The sequence below is a fragment of the Lonsdalea britannica genome, from assembly GCF_946477055.1.
Classification (GTDB): domain Bacteria; phylum Pseudomonadota; class Gammaproteobacteria; order Enterobacterales; family Enterobacteriaceae; genus Lonsdalea; species Lonsdalea britannica_A.
In genome coordinates this window covers 1-17,137 of record NZ_CAMKXG010000047.1, presented here as the reverse complement: position 1 = coordinate 17,137, position 17,137 = coordinate 1, and the positions used below count along the sequence as shown (strand labels likewise).

Here is a 17,137-nt window from a genome sequence, read left to right as displayed (position 1 = left end):
GCCAGCAGCTCTACCCCTTCATGCTGGCTGATTTCGGCCAGACCGACTTCAAAACTGCGGTTGAGCAGGCTGTACGGGTTTTGGATGGAGACAATGCGCGGCAAGTCGTGTTTTTCCGCCAGTTGCAGGTAGCGCATCACGCCCCACGGCGTTTCGTTTGAGACGCCGATGTAGCGAATTTTCCCTGCCCGAACCTGCTCGTTGAGCGCTTCCAGCGTTTCCAGCAGCGTGACCACCGGTTTGTCGTCGGTATAGCGGTAGTTCAGTTTGCCGAAGAAATTGCTTTGGCGCTGGGGCCAGTGCAGCTGGTACAGGTCGATATAGTCGGTGTTCAGCCGAGTCAGGCTGTCGTTGAGGGCTTCACGGATATTCTTGCGATCCAGCGCCTGCTGAGGACGAATGTTGTGATCGCTGCCGCGTACCGGACCGCTGACTTTCGAGGCAATGATCAGTTTTTCGCGACCGCCGCGCTGTTTCAACCACGAGCCGATGTAGCTTTCGGTCAGCCCCTGCGTTTCCGGGCGCGGAGGAACCGGATAAAGTTCGGCGGTATCAATCAGGTTAACCCCGGCTGCAATGGCGTGATCCAGCTGGGCGTGAGCGTCGGCTTCACTGTTTTGTTCACCAAAGGTCATGGTGCCCAGTCCCAGCTCGCTGACTTCTAGAGCAGTATGAGGGATACGATGATATTGCATTGTGCCAGCTTCCTTTTTATTTGAAGAGGAACCGGTGCGTTTGAAAGCACCTTCAATTGACTATAACCAAGCCTCGTCAAGGGGGAAAGCCTCTTGGCCCATCATCGTCATTCCGCCTTAGCGTTCGACGACCTGCGAAATGTCATTGTTGTCGATCGCATGCTTGTGCCCGTCTTCATCCGTAAAGATCATCAGGCCCGTGCTTTCATCCACCTGAGGTTTGCCTTTGGTCAGCAGGACCTGGCCCTCTTTGGTGGCGACGACATAATGGCTGGAGCAGCCAGCGAGCAGTGTGATGACGCTAAGCGCCACAAGCGTTTTCATAACTGAGTGCATAGGGGGTTACCTAATGTTGGCCGCAATAATTCTGAAAATTTAAGGCAAGTTTAGCAAAGGCAGTCACAGGTTCTATTCAGATTCATGGAAATAAGCGGCGGGCAAAATGTAAAAAATTTAGTCGGCGATGGGCGGCATGGACGGCGTCAGACCGACGATCTCGCAGGGGACTTTTTACGTACAGCGCGGCAAAGGTTATCCCTTCATCGGTTTGCCTTGAAAAATGCCTCCGCAGCGAGCCGGAGGCATTGTGTTTTATCGTTCTTTCGCGTGAAAAACCTCTGGCGAGGCGGGCATTACTTTTGCAGTGCCGCTTTCTTACCGCGCAGCAGGTTGAGGGTTTCCACCATCATGGAGAAGAACATGGCGAAGTAGATGTAGCCCTTCGGCACATGGATGTCCACGCTCTCAAGGATCAGGGTGAAGCCCACCAGGATCAGGAAGGACAGCGCCAGCATTTTGACCGACGGATGACGCTCGACAAACTCGCCGATAGGACGGGCGGACAGCATCATTACGCCGACGGCGATAACGACGGCGGCCATCATGATAAACAGATGATCGGACAGGCCGACGGCGGTGATAACCGAGTCGAGGCTGAAAATGATATCGAGCAGCATGATTTGCACAATGGCGCCGAAGAAGGAGTGCACCTTGGAATCATGTTCTGCCGAGCTTCCATCAATGGTTTCATGGATCTCTTTGCCGGATTTCCAGATAAGGAACAGCCCCCCGAAGAACAAGATGAGGTCGCGGACGGAAATGGCTTGATCCATAACGTAGAACAGCGGGTTGGTCAGTTTTATCACCCACGCGATGGAGGCGAGCAGCCCCAGGCGCATCAACATCGCGCCCAGCAAACCGATACGTCGGGCTTTATTCTGATGGTGTTTGGGCAGTTTGGCGACAACCAGAGACAGGAAAATAATGTTGTCGATGCCGAGAACGATTTCCAGGATGGTAAGTGTGCCCAGCGCCAGCCAGGCATTGGGATCCGCAATCCAATCAAACATTGTATCAATGCACCTTAAATGAAACGTAAACGATAATTATACTCTGCTATTTGTAGCGGCAGGCAAGGAAAGAGTGGTCATTAAAGCAGAAAGTGACGAGCGAGCAGAGGGCCGGTAAAGGTTTTTTTAAGATAAAAACCACGCGGCAGCGTCATGATCGGCTGTCCGTGTTCACCCACCGCTTCGGTCAGGGCGCGGCTGTTCGCGGCTTTGGGCCGCAGCTGCAGCACTTCGCCGTGACGGGCCGTGATGCTCTCCACCTTGCCGAGTACGATCAAATCCATCAGTTCTTCCCAATCCTGACGCAGTTGCTCCTCTTCTTCCGGACTGGGGCTCCACAGCAGCGGTGCGCCGATGCGTCGCTCGCCCAAGGGGATTTGCCTGCCGCCTTCCACTGGCATCCACAGAACCCGGGTCAGTTTATGGCGAACATGGCAGCGCTCCCAGGTGACGCCGCTGTTGCCCGTTAACGGCGCGACGCAAACAAAGGTGGTCTCCAGCGGCCGCCCCAGTTCGTCGATAGGGATCGTTTTCAGCTCGACGCCGAGACCGGGAAAATCTTGTTCCGGTTTGCTGCCCGCGCTGGCGCCCAGAAAACGCTCGAGCAAAATGCCGGTCCACCCTTTATCCCGCTTCAGATTTTCCGGCAACGGCAGTTCAGCGATCGTGGCCAGCTCAGCCAGATTATATCCGGCGAGGGACTGGGCGCGCTGTAACAACGTCAGCTCGTCAGAAGGCGGATCGCGATGGAGAGAAGGGGTGTTCATAAGTCTCCCGGGTTGTATAAAAAAAGCACAGCTCCCGTTGGGGGATAGTTTTCAGTCATCCCATTCACGAGATGAAATTAATAATAGCATGATTACCCTGTGGTTTTTTCTGTGTGGCGTCGCGCTCGTTAACGAGCGAAATGACTTGTTCACGATAAGCCACCGGGAATGAACAGGATTTTACACCATGTTATCCACAGATTTTTGGGATAACCGGGATGATTTTGGAGCACTGTTTCCATTTACAGCCTTGACGAGGGGTTTTTTTGCTGGTTTCGCTGGTTTTTTGGCATAAATCGGGAGGGGGATTGTGGATAAGCTCTCAGTAGTGCGATCTTTCGCCACTTTGGAAAAGGCCGAATTCTGCGCAATGTTTTCCATGGGGGAAAAGCGGTAGAAAAGTCACTTAACTCTATTAATTTAAAGCATTATTTTTACGGTCATGGATGGGCGAGTTAAACTTTGAAAACCGGTTTGCGCACTTTCTTCATGATGTTCTTCACAAAGATGTCCACAGAAAAAGTGAATAAACCGGTGATATTAGCCGGGTAATGTTTATAACTTTGATTCTATCTGTGGGTTATCGGTGTCTTATTATAAAGAAGACGATGATAAGCAGGAGTTTACCGTCTGCCGGGAGTGTGAAACAATCAGGTTATCTTAGCATTTCAGTTTATCGAGGTAGTCCGGTGATCGATGATGATGGCTACCGCCCGAATGTTGGTATTGTAATTTGTAATCGGCAGGGGCAGGTGCTGTGGGCCCGCCGCTACGGCCAGCACTCCTGGCAGTTTCCACAGGGGGGGATCAACCCTGGTGAAACGGCAGAACAGGCGATGTACCGTGAGCTGTATGAGGAAGTCGGACTGCGTAAAAGGGATGTGCGTATTCTGGCTTCAACGCGCAGCTGGTTACGCTATAAATTGCCAAAACGTTTGGTGCGTTGGGACACAAAACCCGTCTGTATCGGCCAGAAGCAAAAATGGTTTCTGTTGCAGTTAATGTGCAATGAATCAGAGATCAACATGCAAAGCAGCGGCACGCCGGAATTCGACGGCTGGCGCTGGGTCAGCTTTTGGTATCCGGTGCGACAGGTCGTCTCCTTTAAACGCGACGTCTATCGGCGGGTTATGAAGGAGTTCATCTCCTCGGTTATTCAATTACAGGAGAATTCGGCCCGGTCGCCATCCAGTCCCCGACGGAAGAGAGGATAATTCAGCTCACCATGCTAACGCGCCTGCGAGAAGTCATTGAGAAAGTCGCCGCGACGGCGCAGTTATCGGATGCGCTGGATATTCTGGTCAACGAAATCTGTCTGGCGATGGACACCGAAGTCTGTTCTATCTACCTGGCCGATCACGATCGTCACTGCTATTACCTGATGGCGACCCGAGGGTTAAAAAAACCTCGGGGTCGTCCCGTCACTCTCGCTTTCGGGCAAGGGATCGTCGGATTGGTCGGCGAACGCGCCGAACTCATCAATCTGGCCGATGCCCAAAGTCATCCCAGCTTCCAATTCATTCCCGCGGTTCGGGAACAACAATTCCGTTCTTTCCTCGGCGTACCCATCATTCACCGGCGTCAGCTGCTGGGCGTTCTGGTCGTACAGCAGAGGGAACTGAGACAGTTCGACAAGAACGACGAATCTTTCATGGTGACGCTGGCCACGCAAATGGCGGCCATTCTGTCCCAGTCCCAGATCAAAGCGTTGTTTGGACAATACCGGCAAACGCGGATCAACGCGCTGGCCGCCGCGCCGGGCGTGGCGATCGCCCCTGGCTGGCAGGATCGCAGTCAGCCCTCGCTGGAGCAGGTCTTCCCCGCGTCCAGTCTGGATAGCGATCGTGAACGTTCGCGCCTGCTGCTGGCGATGGAAAACGCCGCAGCGGAGTTCCGCCGCTACAGCAAACGCTTCAGCGCCAGCGCGCAGAAAGAAAGCGCCGCCATATTTGATCTCTATTCGCATCTGCTCAACGACGCCCGCTTAAAGCGAGAGCTAAGCCAGGAAGTGGATACCGGCAGTTCGGCGGAGTGGGCGGTCAAGGTGGTCATCGAGCGCTTTTCGGCCCAGTTCGCCACGCTGCAAGATACCTATCTGCGCGAACGCGCCAGCGACCTGCGCGCGCTCGGACAGCGGCTGCTGTTTCATCTGGACGATAGTGTTCAGGGCACGGCGCAGTGGCCGGAACGTTTTATTCTGGTGGCGGATGAGCTGACGGCGACGCTGCTGGCCGAGCTGCCGCAAGACAGGCTTGCCGGGATCGTCGTTCACGAAGGCGCCGCCAACTCGCATGCCGCGATCCTGGTCAGGGCCATGGGGATCCCCACCCTGATGGACGCGGATATTCAGCCAGCGTTATTGCATCAGCGGCTGCTGATCCTTGACGGCTATCGCGGTGAGCTGCTGGTCGATCCCGAGCCGGTGCTGGTGCAGGAGTATCAGCGCGTACTGGATGAAGAGCGAGAGCTCAACCGGCTGACGGAAGATGACGGCAACCGCCCGGCCATGCTGAAAAGCGGCGAGCGCGTGCGCGTGATGCTTAATGCCGGTCTCAGCGCGGAGCATGAAAAACGCTTCATCGATCAGGTCGACGGCGTCGGTCTGTATCGCACGGAAATTCCCTTCATGGTGCAAAGCGGATTTCCTTCTGAGGACGAGCAGGTCGCGCAGTATGAAAGCATGCTGCGTCTTTATCCTGAAAATCCGGTCATGCTGCGCACGCTGGATATCGGCGCCGACAAACCGCTGCCCTATATGCCGATCAGCGAGGAAAATCCCTCCCTGGGATGGCGGGGCATTCGTGTCACGCTCGATCAGCCGGAAATTTTCCTGATTCAGGTACGCGCCATGCTGCGCGCCAACGCGGAGCTGGGCAATTTGCATATCTTGTTGCCGATGATCAACAGTCTGGATGAGATCGACGAAGCGCGTCGGTTGATCGACCGCGCGGCGGGCGAAGTGGCGGAAATGCTGAACTGCCCGCAGCCCCGGCCGCGGATTGGGATCATGATCGAAGTGCCCTCGATGCTGTTCCTGCTGCCTCATCTCAGTTCGCGCATTGATTTTGTTTCGGTGGGGACGAATGACCTCACGCAATATCTGCTGGCGGTGGACCGCAACAATCCCCACGTCGGCGCGTTGTACGACAGTCTTCATCCTTCGATGCTGCAGGCGTTGAATCTGATCGTCACGCAGTGCCGTCAGCAGCGTCTGCCTGTCTCTGTCTGCGGGGAAATGGCGGGCGAGCCGATGGGCGCTTTGCTGTTGATCGGCATGGGGTATCGATCGCTGAGCATGAACGGACGCAGCGTCGCGCGTATCAAGTATCTGCTGCGCCACATCGAGCAGGAAGAGGCGGGGCGGCTTGCGGACAAAGCGCTGACGGCGCAGACCGCTACCGAAGCGCGACAGTGGGCATCGCTGTTTATTGAAGAACGTGGTCTGGGCGGCCTGATCCGCGGCGGCCGCTGACGCTAGGCGATCGCCGCTTATGAAGCGATGTTTTACAGATCTTTTGCTGCAACTCCGGCATGGGGCCTGATACGTTATGCTATTATGCGCAACCGCGAAATGCGGCAGGCGTTCCATCGGTTTTCCTGCCTTTAGCTGAGCCCGTAATCAGGGACAAAACAACGAGAATGTGGTGATTGATGACGACGAGCTATCTGGAATTTCCTCAATTTGATCCGGTAATTTTTTCCATCGGCCCTGTATCGCTGCACTGGTATGGTCTGATGTACCTGGTTGGTTTTGTCTTTGCCATGTGGCTGGCGGTTCGTCGGGCGAACAAACCGGGTAGCGGCTGGAAAAAAGACGAAGTCGAAAACCTGCTGTATCTGGGCTTCCTCGGCGTATTTATCGGCGGGCGGCTCGGATATGTGCTGTTCTATGCCTTTTCCAGCTTCCTGGAAAATCCGCTTTACCTGTTCAAAGTCTGGGATGGCGGCATGTCGTTCCACGGCGGTCTGATCGGCGTGATTGTCGTCATGCTGTGCTTCGCCTACCGCACCAAGCGTAATTTCTTCCAGGTCTCCGACTTCATTGCGCCGCTGATACCGTTCGGCCTTGGCGCGGGCCGTCTGGGCAACTTCATCAACGGTGAACTGTGGGGCCGCGTGACGACTGATACGCCATGGGCCATGCTGTTTCCCGGTTCGCGCGGCGAAGACGTCGTGCTGGCGGCGACGCACCCGGAGTGGCAGGAGATTCTGAACCAGTATGGCGTGTTGCCGCGTCACCCGTCGCAGCTGTATGAACTGCTGCTGGAAGGGGTTGTCCTGTTTATCATTCTGAATCTCTTTATCCGCAAACCACGTCCTATGGGTAGTGTGTCCGGCCTGTTCCTGATCGGCTACGGCTTGTTCCGTATCATCGTCGAGTTTTTCCGTCAGCCGGACGCGCAGTTAGGGCTTTTCAACGGCATCATGAGCATGGGACAAATCCTGTCGATTCCGATGGTGCTGGCAGGTCTTCTGATGATGATTTGGGCTTATCGCCGTCAGCCTGCCCGGCAGTGATGGCAACGATTCAATTTTTAAATGAGGTAGTATGAAACAGTATCTGGAACTGATGAAAAAAGTGCTTGATGAGGGGACGCCAAAAGACGACCGCACGGGCACGGGTACGCTGTCGATTTTCGGTCATCAGATGCGTTTCAACTTGCAGCAGGGATTCCCGCTGGTGACGACTAAACGTTGCCATCTGCGCTCCATTATCCATGAGCTGCTGTGGTTCCTGAACGGCGATACCAACGTCGGTTATCTGCACGAAAACAAAGTCTCCATTTGGGATGAATGGGCCGATGAAAATGGCGACCTGGGGCCGGTGTACGGCAAACAGTGGCGCGCATGGGGCGCGGCGGATGGCCGTCAGATCGATCAGCTGGAGAAAGTGATGACCCAGTTGAAACAGGATCCGGACTCCCGTCGCATCATCGTCTCCGCCTGGAATGTGGGCGAGCTCGATCAGATGGCGCTGGCGCCTTGCCATGCGTTTTTCCAGTTTTATGTCGCCGACGGCAAGCTCTCTTGCCAGCTTTACCAGCGTTCATGCGATGTATTCCTGGGGCTGCCGTTTAACATCGCCAGCTATGCGCTGCTGGTACACATGGTGGCGCAACAGTGCGATCTGGAAGTCGGTGACTTCGTCTGGACGGGGGGCGACACGCACCTTTACAGCAACCATATGGAACAGACGAATCTGCAGCTGACTCGTGAACCGCGTCCGTTGCCGAAACTGATCATCAAACGTCGCCCCGCCTCTCTGTTTGACTATCGTTTCGAAGACTTCGAAATCGAAGGTTACGATCCGCATCCGCCGATCAAGGCGCCTGTCGCGATCTAACCGGTGGTGTGAGGCGTTCGCGCCTCTGGTCCTGACTTCGGCGGCATCGCCCGATATCGCCGGAGTGAATACAGGCGTCGTTGGGTCAGTCATGAAAATATCCTGTGGGCGATTCGCCGACAGGTTTTTTTTTGTGCCTAAGATGGTTTTTGCGAACCGCTTCGCATTTAAATAGTAATAATCTGTTTTCGCTTCAAAAAATCTACGCGGCGCTGCGCAAAGCCGATACCATTTTGCTGTCGGAAATAGGGATTGTCGCTACACTGAGCGGCATGAAAAAATGCAATGGATGGCAACAGGGGTTCACCCTGCTGGAGTTAGTGATGGTAATAGCGGTGATATCACTCCTGGTCGGCGCAGGGCTAGATAGCTGGTTGGGATATCGTCAGGCGATGCTGCTGGAGCAGAATGCCCGGCAGTTGATGAGCGTAGTGGCGCGTATACAAACTCAGGCCAACTGGCGTAACGAGACGCATACGGCGCAGGTACATCGTGTCGGGGAGCGTTGGTGCGTAGGGCCGGCAACATCAGGCGGCGACTGTCCGGCGGACAGCGCGCTTTTTTTTGTCCCGACATCCCGCGACGTTAAGCTGGTCGACGCTACGGCGCAGCAGTTTTCCTTCTTTGGTCTGCGCCATACGGCGCAATCAGGCCACCTGACGTTGGGAAGTGCGGCGGGGCGTATCCGGTTAGTCCTTTCCGTACGCGGGCGATTAAGGCTGTGCAGTGAAGATCAGCCGCTGTTGGGTACTCCAATATGCTGATACCGGGTAGAAAGTGTCGTATCGGCGGTTTTTCTCTGCCGGAAGTCATGCTGGCGCTGGGCATTGTCAGCATCATTATTCTCGCGGTCGTACAGCTGTTTTCTGTGCTGAACAAACAGAGCCAGCAGGGACTCAACGCGTTTCGTCTCGAACAGACGCTCAGCCAGGCCTTATCCGTTATCGAAAAAGATATTCTTCGCGCGGGGTTTTGCGCGGGGAGTTGCCGGGGCGAGGCGATTACGTTGAGCGCCGACGGCGCGAATTCGACCCAAAGTTGCCTGACGGTTTCGTACGACGTGAACCGTAGCGGTCACTGGGATCCCGGCGAACGGCAGGAGGGCGAATTTTTCAGCTATCGTCTGCGCGATGGAGCGCTTGAGGTCCAGACCGGCTATGCCCGGTGCCGGGGAAAACGCTGGGAGAAATTCTTCGACCCCAACGAAGTGACCATCACCGGGTTTCAGGTCTCTTCGCAACAGGGCAGCCGAGGGACGTTATACCTGCTGGGGCTGTCAGGCTACTGGACCGACAGGCCGCAGATCAAACAGCAGGTGCAGCGATGGGTCGCGAGGCGTAATCATGATGCCGTCTAAATGTCACCAGTCGGGCAATGCCCTGATGATCGTCATGGTGCTTATCTCCCTTGGGGTACTGCTGCTGGTTGGTATGCAAAAGCAGCTGGAAATCTGGATGGAACAGGGCAAGGACGAACAGCATTACTGGAAAGCCTTCAATCAGGGGCTATCTTCTCTTGAATGGGGCATGAGTCAACGCTGGCAGGAAAATGGGGATGTGTGGCAGTGTCGCTCGCTCTCGATGGACCGCCTGCGGGTCTGTTTGCATTTATCGTCTTCCGGCAATCAAGGTGTGTTGCGGGGCGAGGGGCAGTTTGAGGTGAATACGCCGCCGTTGCGGTTATATCAGCGCGTCGCGGCGCAGACCATCGACGGTGCCGTGCTGCTGCAGGCGATGTCGCAGGGATGGCTCGACTTCTGCCCGGAACCGGAGGCGCGCTATTGTGTCGTTCATTAAGAAACTGTCGTTCGACGGAAATCAAAGTGGGTTTAGCCTGCTTGAAACGCTGATTGCCGCAGTGCTGTTCGCGGTTTCTCTGACCGGATTATTGCAATATCATTTAATACTTCAACGGTCGCTACAGTACCAATGGCAGCAGCGTCAGGCCTGGCGGTGGGTGAATGAACAGCTAGAGGCGCAGGACGCAGGCGTTCCCGTTCACACCGTCACCGCATCGTTGCCGGAAGGCTGGACCAGCTCTATCAACGTGCAGCCGTACGGCCCGCAATGCCAGCGGGTCACGGCGGCCGTAGTGACGCCGCGGCAGTATTCCGCCTCGCTCACGCGTTGGCTTTGCTATCCGCCGACGGACACTGAAGAGCCAACCTCGAACACATCATAAACGGCAGCGAACGGTCAGGAGTCACCATGTTCACGGTTTACCATTCCAATCAGCTGGATATATTGAAGGAGCTGACGGCAGTGCTGATGCAGCAACAGCCGCTTACCGACCCTTTCCAGCCGGAAATGGTGTTAGTACAAAGTCCGGGTATGGCGCAGTGGCTCCAAATCGAACTGGCCGAAAAATTTCATATCGCCGCTAATATCCAATTTCCGCTGCCGGGCGTCTTTTTGTGGGACATGTGTCGGCGGCTGATCCCCGAAATTCCCAAAGAAAGCGCCTTTAGCAAAGAAGCCATGAGCTGGAAGTTGATGCATCTGTTGCCTCAGCAGCTGGACGATCCGGCTTTCGCTCTGCTGTCCCACTATCTGGAAGAGGACGACGGCGACCGCAAGCTGCATCAACTGGCCGGCCGCACGGCCGACCTGTTCGATCAATATCTGATTTATCGCCCTGACTGGATTATGCGCTGGCAGCAAGGGCAGTGGGTGGACGAGGCCGGGGACGCTCAGCAGTGGCAGGCGCCGCTCTGGCGGCGGCTGGTGGAGTACACGCAATCTCTGGGACAGCTCGAATGGCACCACACCATCCTGTATCAGCGGTTTGTTCAGGTGCTTGAACAGGCGGAAAGCCGTCCTCCCGGCCTACCGGATCGGGTCTTTATCTGTGGCATTTCCGCACTGCCGCCGGTCTATCTGCAGGCCCTGAATGCGCTGGGTAAACATATCGACGTACACCTGCTGTTTACCAATCCCTGCCGCTATTATTGGGGCGATATTCAAGATGAGGCGTCGCTGGCCCGCCTGAAAGGACGCCAGTGGCGCTTATACCAGCATCGGCAGATGACGACAGAAAGCCGCCCCTTGTTCCGCGATCCGGCGCGTGCCGAGTCCTTGTTTAAAGAGGATGGCGAACAAAATGTGGGTAACCCGCTGCTGGCCTCCTGGGGCAAGCTGGGGCGCGACAATTTACATCTGCTGGAGCAGCTCGATGAGACGAACGGCGTCTCCGCGTATGTCGATATCGAGGAGCAGCATCTGCTTAGCGGGCTACAGCGGGATATTCTGGAGCTGGAAGACAGCCGTATTGTCGTGACCGGCAAGAACAATGACATCGCCCTGATGGAAGACGATAGCGTAGAACAGAGACGCCACAAACGTCCTCTGACACCGGGGGATCGTTCCGTCTCCGTGCATGCCTGCCATAGTCCGCAGCGTGAGGTGGAAGTGCTGCATGACCAGCTCCTGGCGATGATGGCCGATGACCCCGACCTGATGCCGCGCGACATCATCGTGATGGTGGCGGACATCGACAGCTATTCGCCGTTTATTCAGGCCGTCTTCGGTAACGCGCCGGAAGATCGCTATCTGCCGTTTTCCATTTCCGATCAGCGTGCGCGTCATGCGCATCCTGCCTTGCAGGCGGTGCTGACGCTGCTGGAACTGCCGACCAGCCGATTTATGGCGGAACAGGTATTGGCGCTGCTGGAAGTTCCTGCGCTGGCGAGTCGATTCGGCATTCACGAAGAGGGGCTGAGACGCCTGCGGCTTTGGGTGACGGAGTCCGGCATCCGCTGGGGGCTGGACGACGACAACGTCAGAGAACTAATGCTGCCGCCGACCGGTCAGCACACCTGGCGTTTCGGCATCACGCGTATGCTGCTGGGGTATGCGATGGACAGCCATGCGGGCGACTGGCGCGGCGTACTTCCCTACGATGAGTCCAGCGGGTTGATCGCCGAGCTGGCCGGACAGCTGGCGGATCTGCTGATGCAGCTGAGCCAGTGGCGGCAGCGTTTGCAGCAGCCGCGTACGCTGGAAGAGTGGCAGCCTCTGTGCCGCCAACTGGTGGACGATTTCTTTTTGCCGGACGGCGACGCCGAAGCGGCATTGACGCTGATCGAGGAGCACTGGCAGCAGATTATTGCTACCGGCATGCTGGCGTGCTATCCGCAGCCCGTGCCCGTCACGCTGTTACGCAGCGAGCTGGCCGGTCGGCTCGACCGGGAGCGGCTCAGTCAGCGTTTCCTGGCTGGCGCCGTGAATTTTTGTACGCTGATGCCGATGCGTTCTATCCCTTTCAAGGCGGTCTGCCTGCTGGGCATGAACGATGGCGTTTATCCGCGTACGCTGCCACCGCTGGGGTTCGACCTGATGTCCCGGCATCGCCGCCGCGGCGATCGCAGCCGACGGGAAGATGACCGCTACCTGTTTCTGGAGGCGTTGCTGTCGGCGCAGAATCGACTCTACATCAGCTATATCGGCCACTCCATACAGGATAACAGCCTGCGTTTTCCCTCCGTGCTGGTCAGTGAGCTGCTGGACTATATCGCCCAAAGTTACTGCTTGCCGGGCGATGAAAATCTGGACGAAGACCTGGACGGCGACGCCAGCGCCAAACGTCTTTTGGCGGTGCTCTGCTGCGAGCATCCGCGCATGCCGTTTGATGCGGATAACTTCATCGCCGACGGCATGCCGCAGAGTTTTGCCGCCGAGTGGCTGGCGGCGGCGGGGCGTGAAGGCGAAAGCCAACCTCCGTTCGACCTGCCGTTGCCGGAGCAGCAGTACGACGAAGTGACGCTGGACGAACTAAAACGCTTCTACCGGCATCCTGTACGCGCATTTTTCCAACTGCGTCTCGGTGTGAATTTTGTGCTCGACGATCAGGAGCTGCGAGAAGAGGAGCCATTTTTAGTCGATCACCTCGATCGCTATCAGATGAATACCCAGCTGCTGAATGCCCTGATCAACGACGGGGATGCGGATTTACTCTATCGGCGTATGCGCGCGGCTGGCGAGCTGCCTTATGGCGCCTTCGGCGAGCTGTATTGGCAGACGCAGCTGGATGAAATGCGCGATCTGGCGGCTCGCGTGCGCGAAGAGCGGCAGTTGGAAATGCTGGATAGCCAGGAGCTGGATATCACGCTCGATGGCGTACGCGTCACGGGCTGGCTGACGCAAATTCAGCACGACGGTTTGCTGCGCTGGCGTCCCGGTAAAATTTCGCTGGTGGATGGCATGATGCTGTGGCTGGAGCATCTGGCCTACTGCCTGAATGGCGGGGAAGGCGATAGTCGGATCTACGGGCGCGAAGACAGCGGCTGGCGTTTCCCATCTCTGAGTGAAGCGCAGGCGCGAGAGTTCATGGCATTAATGATTAGCGGCTATCAGCAAGGGATGAATCAACCGCTGTTGTTGCTTAATCGCTCCGGTGGCGCCTGGCTGAAGGTCATCTACGATCGCGACAGCGACAGCCTGTTAACCGATGAAGCCACGCTCAATAAGGCGCAGCAAAAGCTGCTGGAAGCGTGGCAGGGAACGTTTAACCTGTCCGGCGAAGGGGAAGATTATTATCTCCAGCGAATCGTACGGGAGATGGACCGTGAACGGATTACGCAGGTGACGGCTGCGGCGGAAACCTGGCTGTTGCCCGCTGTACGGTTCAACCAGTTTTGAACGGTAACCGGTGGGGGGAAGAGGTGTCTCTGAGATCCGCGAAAAAACCGCTGCAGAGAGGCGTTGCCGTAGCGCAACAAGGCATCGCGGCGGCACCGACTCAACGGCAGGCTATGCCTACGGCGAATGGCGATCCGTATCGGCAACGGAACACCAGCACATCAACACCGTGGCGACAGGCGTCAGGCAAAAAAATACGCGCGTTCGGCACGTTAGCGCGGCAGCGTCGTGCCTTGCTTAAATGCAGTCCATCGCTGATCTCGACGCTGGACCCGGATTTTTTCAATCCTATGCTGAGGCCGAATATTGTGCGGCAGAGTGTCTGCGTTAAAAGGCTGATGGATGAGACGGCGGCTGCTCTGGGTCGGCATTTCAACATCTGCACCTTCATCCACATCGCGCCACCTCAGCAGGCAGAAAAACCATGACGACAGTGACTCCGCATTCTCTCAATTTATTCACGCTGCCACTGTCCGGCGAGCGACTGATCGAAGCTTCGGCGGGAACGGGCAAAACCTATACTCTGTCCGCGCTTTATCTCCGTTTACTGCTGGGGCTGGGCGGTGAAAACGCTTATCCGCGTCCTTTGCTCGTCGAAGAGATTCTGGTGGTCACCTTTACGGAGGCGGCGACGGAAGAACTGCGCGAGCGTATCCGTAAAAATATCCATGCGCTCTATCTCGCCTGTCTGGGCGGAAAGGAAGGCGATGCGCTCATGCGGCAACTGCTGGCCGAAATCCCGCAGGACTGGCATCAGGAGGCGGCCGAGGTGCTGCTGCGAGCGGAGCGACAGATGGACGAAGCCGCCATCTACACGATTCATGGCTTCTGCCAGCGGATGCTGACGACCCATGCCTTCGAGTCCGGCATCCTGTTCGAACAGCGACTGCTGGAAGATGAGCAGCCGCTGCGTCGGCCTGCGCCGACTTCTGGCGTCGCTACTGCTACCCGCTGCCTTTGGACGTCGTCAGAGTGTTGAGTGAACAGTGGCAGGGGCCAGAAGCCTTGTTGCAGACGTTGATGCCGTATCTTCATGGTGAATTGCCGACGCTGCGTGAACCGCAGCAGGAAGAAACGCTGCTGGAGCGTCATCAGCGTATTGTCGCGCTGATTGATAGCTTCAAACACGCGTGGCGTGAAGCGTCTGGTCTCGAGGCGCTGATCAGTGCGTCGGGGGTCAATAAGCGGAGTTACAGCAGTCGCAATCTGCCCAACTGGATAAACAAAATTGGCGAGTGGGCCGAACAACTGACGCAGAGTTACCAGCTGCCGAAAGATCTGAAACGCTTTAGCCAGCAGGCGCTGATTGATAGCACGACCAAAGGCGAACCGCCGTTGCACCCGGTATTCAGCGCGGTGGATCAGCTGCTGCAAGAATCCCTGACGCTCAAGGATCTGGTTATCTGGCTGGCGCTGAGGGAGATCAAGCGCACGGTGCGGGAAGATAAGCAGCGCCGGGCGGAGCTGGGCTTCGACGATCTGCTCGGGCGGTTGGATGAAGCGCTACAGCAGCCGGAGGGCGCGCAGTTGGCGGAGGCGATCCGCACGCGCTATCCGGTGGCAATGATCGATGAGTTTCAGGATACGGACACCCAGCAGTATCGCATTTTCCATACGATCTATGCTGACCAGCCGCAGTGCGGCTGGTTGATGATTGGCGACCCGAAGCAGGCGATTTATGCATTTCGCGGGGCGGATATTTTTACCTATATGCGCGCGCGTGCAGAGGTGTCGTCGCACTATACGCTCGACACCAACTGGCGCTCAGCGCCGGGCATGGTGGCGGCGGTGAATCAGCTGTTCCAGCGCGTCGATGCCCCATTCATTTTCGAGCAAATTCCGTTTCTGCCCGTCAACCCGGCGCCGCCCAACCAGCCTTATGCTTTTGAAATGAATGGCGCGAAAACGCCAGCGCTGCAGTTTTGGCTGAGCGGTCAGGAAGGCGCCGGGGTGGGCGAATATCAGCAGGTAATGGCCCGTCAGTGCGCGGGGCAGATCCGCGACTGGCTGACTGCCGGCCAGGCGGGGCAGGCATGGCTGGTAAAGAGCAAAGATATAAAGAACCCTGTACAGGCGGCAGATATCACCGTATTGGTGCGTAGCCGCCGCGAGGCGATGCTGATCCGCCAGGCGCTGAACCGTCTGCATATTCCGTCGGTCTACCTGTCCAACCGCGACAGCGTATTCACCACGGCGGAAGCGCGGGAGATGCTGTGGATCCTGCAGGCGGTGCTGGCGCCGGAACAGGAGCGCGCGCTGCGTGCGGCGATGGCGACCACCATCATGGGAATGGATGCGCCGTCGCTGGACGCGCTGAGCCGCAGTGAAGCGAGCTGGGATGCGCTGGTAGACGAGTTTGCCCGCTACCGGCAGATCTGGCTGCAGCGCGGTGTTCTGCCGATGCTGCGCGCGCTGATGACGCATCGTCGACTGGCGGAGGATGTGCTGGCGAGCGTTGATGGCGAACGTCGTCTGACGGATATTCTGCATATCGGCGAACTATTGCAGGAGGCCTCGGCGTCGTTAGACAGCGAACACGCGCTGGTGCGCTGGTTGGCCCAGCAAATCGCCCAGCCTAATCCGCAGGCGGAGAACCAGCAGCTGCGGCTGGAAAGCGACAGACACCTGGTGCAGATAGTCACCATACATAAATCCAAGGGGCTGGAATATTCGCTGGTCTGGTTACCCTTCATCGGCAACTTTCGCCCTCAGCAGGAAGGTATTTACCACGACCGGCAAACCTTCCGGGCCATGCTGGATCTGCAAAACGGCGAAGAGAGCCAGCAACTGGCGGAACAGGAGCGGCTGGCGGAAGATCTTCGGTTGCTGTACGTGGCGCTGACTCGGGCTGTCTATCACTGTGCGGTCGGCGTTGCGCCGCTGTTCCAGGGAACGAGGAAGAAAGAGGGCAATAGCGACATGCACCAGAGCGCGTTGGGCTACCTGTTGCAGCGCGGTGAGGCCGCGAGCGCCGAGGCGTTAATCGCCGAGCTCGAAGGCATGGTGGGCGAGGATATCGGCTTAAGCATGGCGGCTGTGCCGGATGAGCAGCCGTGGCAGCCCGAGCAGGCATTGCCGCCGTCGCTCGAGGCGCGGCGCAACACCCGGCGCCTGCGCGACGGCTGGCGGGTGACCAGCTACTCAGGGTTGCAGCAACATGGCTCCGAGACCATTCAGGGGCTGTTGCCCCGTTTCGATATCGACTCGATGGGCGAAACGGCGGAAGAGGACGTGGAAGAGCGTTCGCCGCACTCGTTTCCGCGCGGCGCGGCGCCGGGTACGTTTCTGCATAGCCTGTTCGAGACGCTGGATTTCACCCAGCCGATCGACGACGAGTGGCTACTGG

The 17,137-nt window shown here is 57.1% G+C and carries 14 protein-coding genes and 1 pseudogene; 11 read left to right on the top strand and 4 right to left on the bottom strand.

Annotated features, from left to right (window positions below; translation table 11 throughout):
- The 4 genes from Q7O77_RS05435 to mutH form a co-directional block, all read right to left on the bottom strand.
- Positions 1–695 (bottom strand): NADP(H)-dependent aldo-keto reductase (locus Q7O77_RS05435; protein ID WP_304164090.1); only part of this gene is annotated, 695 nt, incomplete at its 3' end.
- Positions 696–812: 117 nt separating this feature from the next.
- Entirely contained in the window at positions 813–1,019 is a 207-nt protein-coding gene (locus tag Q7O77_RS05430; protein WP_304164088.1) for a YgdI/YgdR family lipoprotein, read from the bottom strand.
- A gap of 308 nt (positions 1,020–1,327) precedes the next feature.
- Positions 1,328–2,044, bottom strand: a complete 717-nt coding sequence (locus Q7O77_RS05425; protein WP_085651498.1) for a TerC family protein — start codon at positions 2,042–2,044, stop codon at positions 1,328–1,330.
- An 80-nt stretch (positions 2,045–2,124) separates the two neighbouring features.
- Entirely contained in the window at positions 2,125–2,811 is a 687-nt protein-coding gene (gene mutH / locus Q7O77_RS05420) for a DNA mismatch repair endonuclease MutH (protein ID WP_304164086.1), read from the bottom strand.
- 689 nt (positions 2,812–3,500) lie between these two features.
- On the opposite strand from mutH, the gene rppH reads away from it, so the two are divergent.
- From rppH to recB, 11 genes and pseudogenes are all read left to right on the top strand, one after another.
- The gene (gene rppH, locus Q7O77_RS05415) at positions 3,501–4,025 is read left to right on the top strand and encodes an RNA pyrophosphohydrolase (RefSeq protein ID WP_027063679.1); all 525 of its coding nucleotides are present in this window, start codon (positions 3,501–3,503) and stop codon (positions 4,023–4,025) included.
- Between the two features lie 11 nt (positions 4,026–4,036).
- A complete protein-coding gene (gene ptsP, locus Q7O77_RS05410) occupies positions 4,037–6,283 on the top strand; it encodes a phosphoenolpyruvate--protein phosphotransferase (RefSeq protein WP_304164081.1) in 2,247 nt (748 codons plus the stop codon).
- A 179-nt stretch (positions 6,284–6,462) separates the two neighbouring features.
- Complete coding sequence (lgt, locus tag Q7O77_RS05405) at positions 6,463–7,329, top strand: prolipoprotein diacylglyceryl transferase (protein WP_304164079.1); 867 nt, start codon at positions 6,463–6,465, stop codon at positions 7,327–7,329.
- 31 nt (positions 7,330–7,360) lie between these two features.
- Positions 7,361–8,155, top strand: coding sequence for a thymidylate synthase (gene thyA, locus Q7O77_RS05400; RefSeq protein ID WP_304164077.1), 795 nt, complete (start codon positions 7,361–7,363; stop codon positions 8,153–8,155).
- Between the two features lie 272 nt (positions 8,156–8,427).
- Positions 8,428–8,919, top strand: a complete 492-nt coding sequence (locus Q7O77_RS05395; RefSeq protein WP_304164075.1) for a prepilin peptidase-dependent protein — start codon at positions 8,428–8,430, stop codon at positions 8,917–8,919.
- On the top strand, positions 8,913–9,512 hold the full coding sequence (locus Q7O77_RS05390; RefSeq protein ID WP_304164073.1) for a prepilin peptidase-dependent protein: 600 nt from the start codon (positions 8,913–8,915) through the stop codon (positions 9,510–9,512). The genes Q7O77_RS05395 and Q7O77_RS05390 overlap by 7 nt, the downstream gene beginning before the upstream one ends.
- On the top strand, positions 9,499–9,951 hold the full coding sequence (locus tag Q7O77_RS05385) for a YgdB family protein (RefSeq protein WP_304164071.1): 453 nt from the start codon (positions 9,499–9,501) through the stop codon (positions 9,949–9,951). Before Q7O77_RS05390 ends, Q7O77_RS05385 begins: the two co-directional genes overlap by 14 nt.
- On the top strand, positions 9,938–10,336 hold the full coding sequence (locus tag Q7O77_RS05380; protein ID WP_304164070.1) for a prepilin-type N-terminal cleavage/methylation domain-containing protein: 399 nt from the start codon (positions 9,938–9,940) through the stop codon (positions 10,334–10,336). Before Q7O77_RS05385 ends, Q7O77_RS05380 begins: the two co-directional genes overlap by 14 nt.
- A 26-nt stretch (positions 10,337–10,362) precedes the next feature.
- Positions 10,363–13,791 (top strand): exodeoxyribonuclease V subunit gamma, encoded by a 3,429-nt coding sequence (gene recC, locus Q7O77_RS05375; protein WP_304164068.1) that lies wholly within the window; start codon positions 10,363–10,365, stop codon positions 13,789–13,791.
- A gap of 23 nt (positions 13,792–13,814) precedes the next feature.
- Positions 13,815–14,219 carry a hypothetical protein gene (locus tag Q7O77_RS05370; RefSeq protein ID WP_304164066.1) on the top strand — a complete coding sequence of 135 codons (405 nt, stop codon included), beginning with the start codon at positions 13,815–13,817 and terminating at the stop codon, positions 14,217–14,219.
- Positions 14,216–17,137: pseudogene (gene recB, locus Q7O77_RS05365) on the top strand (exodeoxyribonuclease V subunit beta); the annotation flags it as partial. The gene Q7O77_RS05370 and the pseudogene recB, both read left to right, overlap by 4 nt.

Excerpts from the sequence above, each read along its gene's own strand:
- recC (WP_304164068.1), top strand. The coding sequence starts at position 10,363 with ATGTTCACGGTTTACCATTCCAATCAGCTGGATATATTGAAGGAGCTG.
- mutH (WP_304164086.1), bottom strand. The coding sequence starts at position 2,811 with ATGAACACCCCTTCTCTCCATCGCGATCCGCCTTCTGACGAGCTGACG.
- ptsP (WP_304164081.1), top strand. The coding sequence starts at position 4,037 with ATGCTAACGCGCCTGCGAGAAGTCATTGAGAAAGTCGCCGCGACGGCG.
- thyA (WP_304164077.1), top strand. The coding sequence starts at position 7,361 with ATGAAACAGTATCTGGAACTGATGAAAAAAGTGCTTGATGAGGGGACG.
- Q7O77_RS05395 (WP_304164075.1), top strand. The coding sequence starts at position 8,428 with ATGAAAAAATGCAATGGATGGCAACAGGGGTTCACCCTGCTGGAGTTA.
- Q7O77_RS05385 (WP_304164071.1), top strand. The coding sequence starts at position 9,499 with ATGATGCCGTCTAAATGTCACCAGTCGGGCAATGCCCTGATGATCGTC.
- Q7O77_RS05430 (WP_304164088.1), bottom strand. The coding sequence starts at position 1,019 with ATGAAAACGCTTGTGGCGCTTAGCGTCATCACACTGCTCGCTGGCTGC.
- Q7O77_RS05390 (WP_304164073.1), top strand. The coding sequence starts at position 8,913 with ATGCTGATACCGGGTAGAAAGTGTCGTATCGGCGGTTTTTCTCTGCCG.
- lgt (WP_304164079.1), top strand. The coding sequence starts at position 6,463 with ATGACGACGAGCTATCTGGAATTTCCTCAATTTGATCCGGTAATTTTT.
- Q7O77_RS05425 (WP_085651498.1), bottom strand. The coding sequence starts at position 2,044 with ATGTTTGATTGGATTGCGGATCCCAATGCCTGGCTGGCGCTGGGCACA.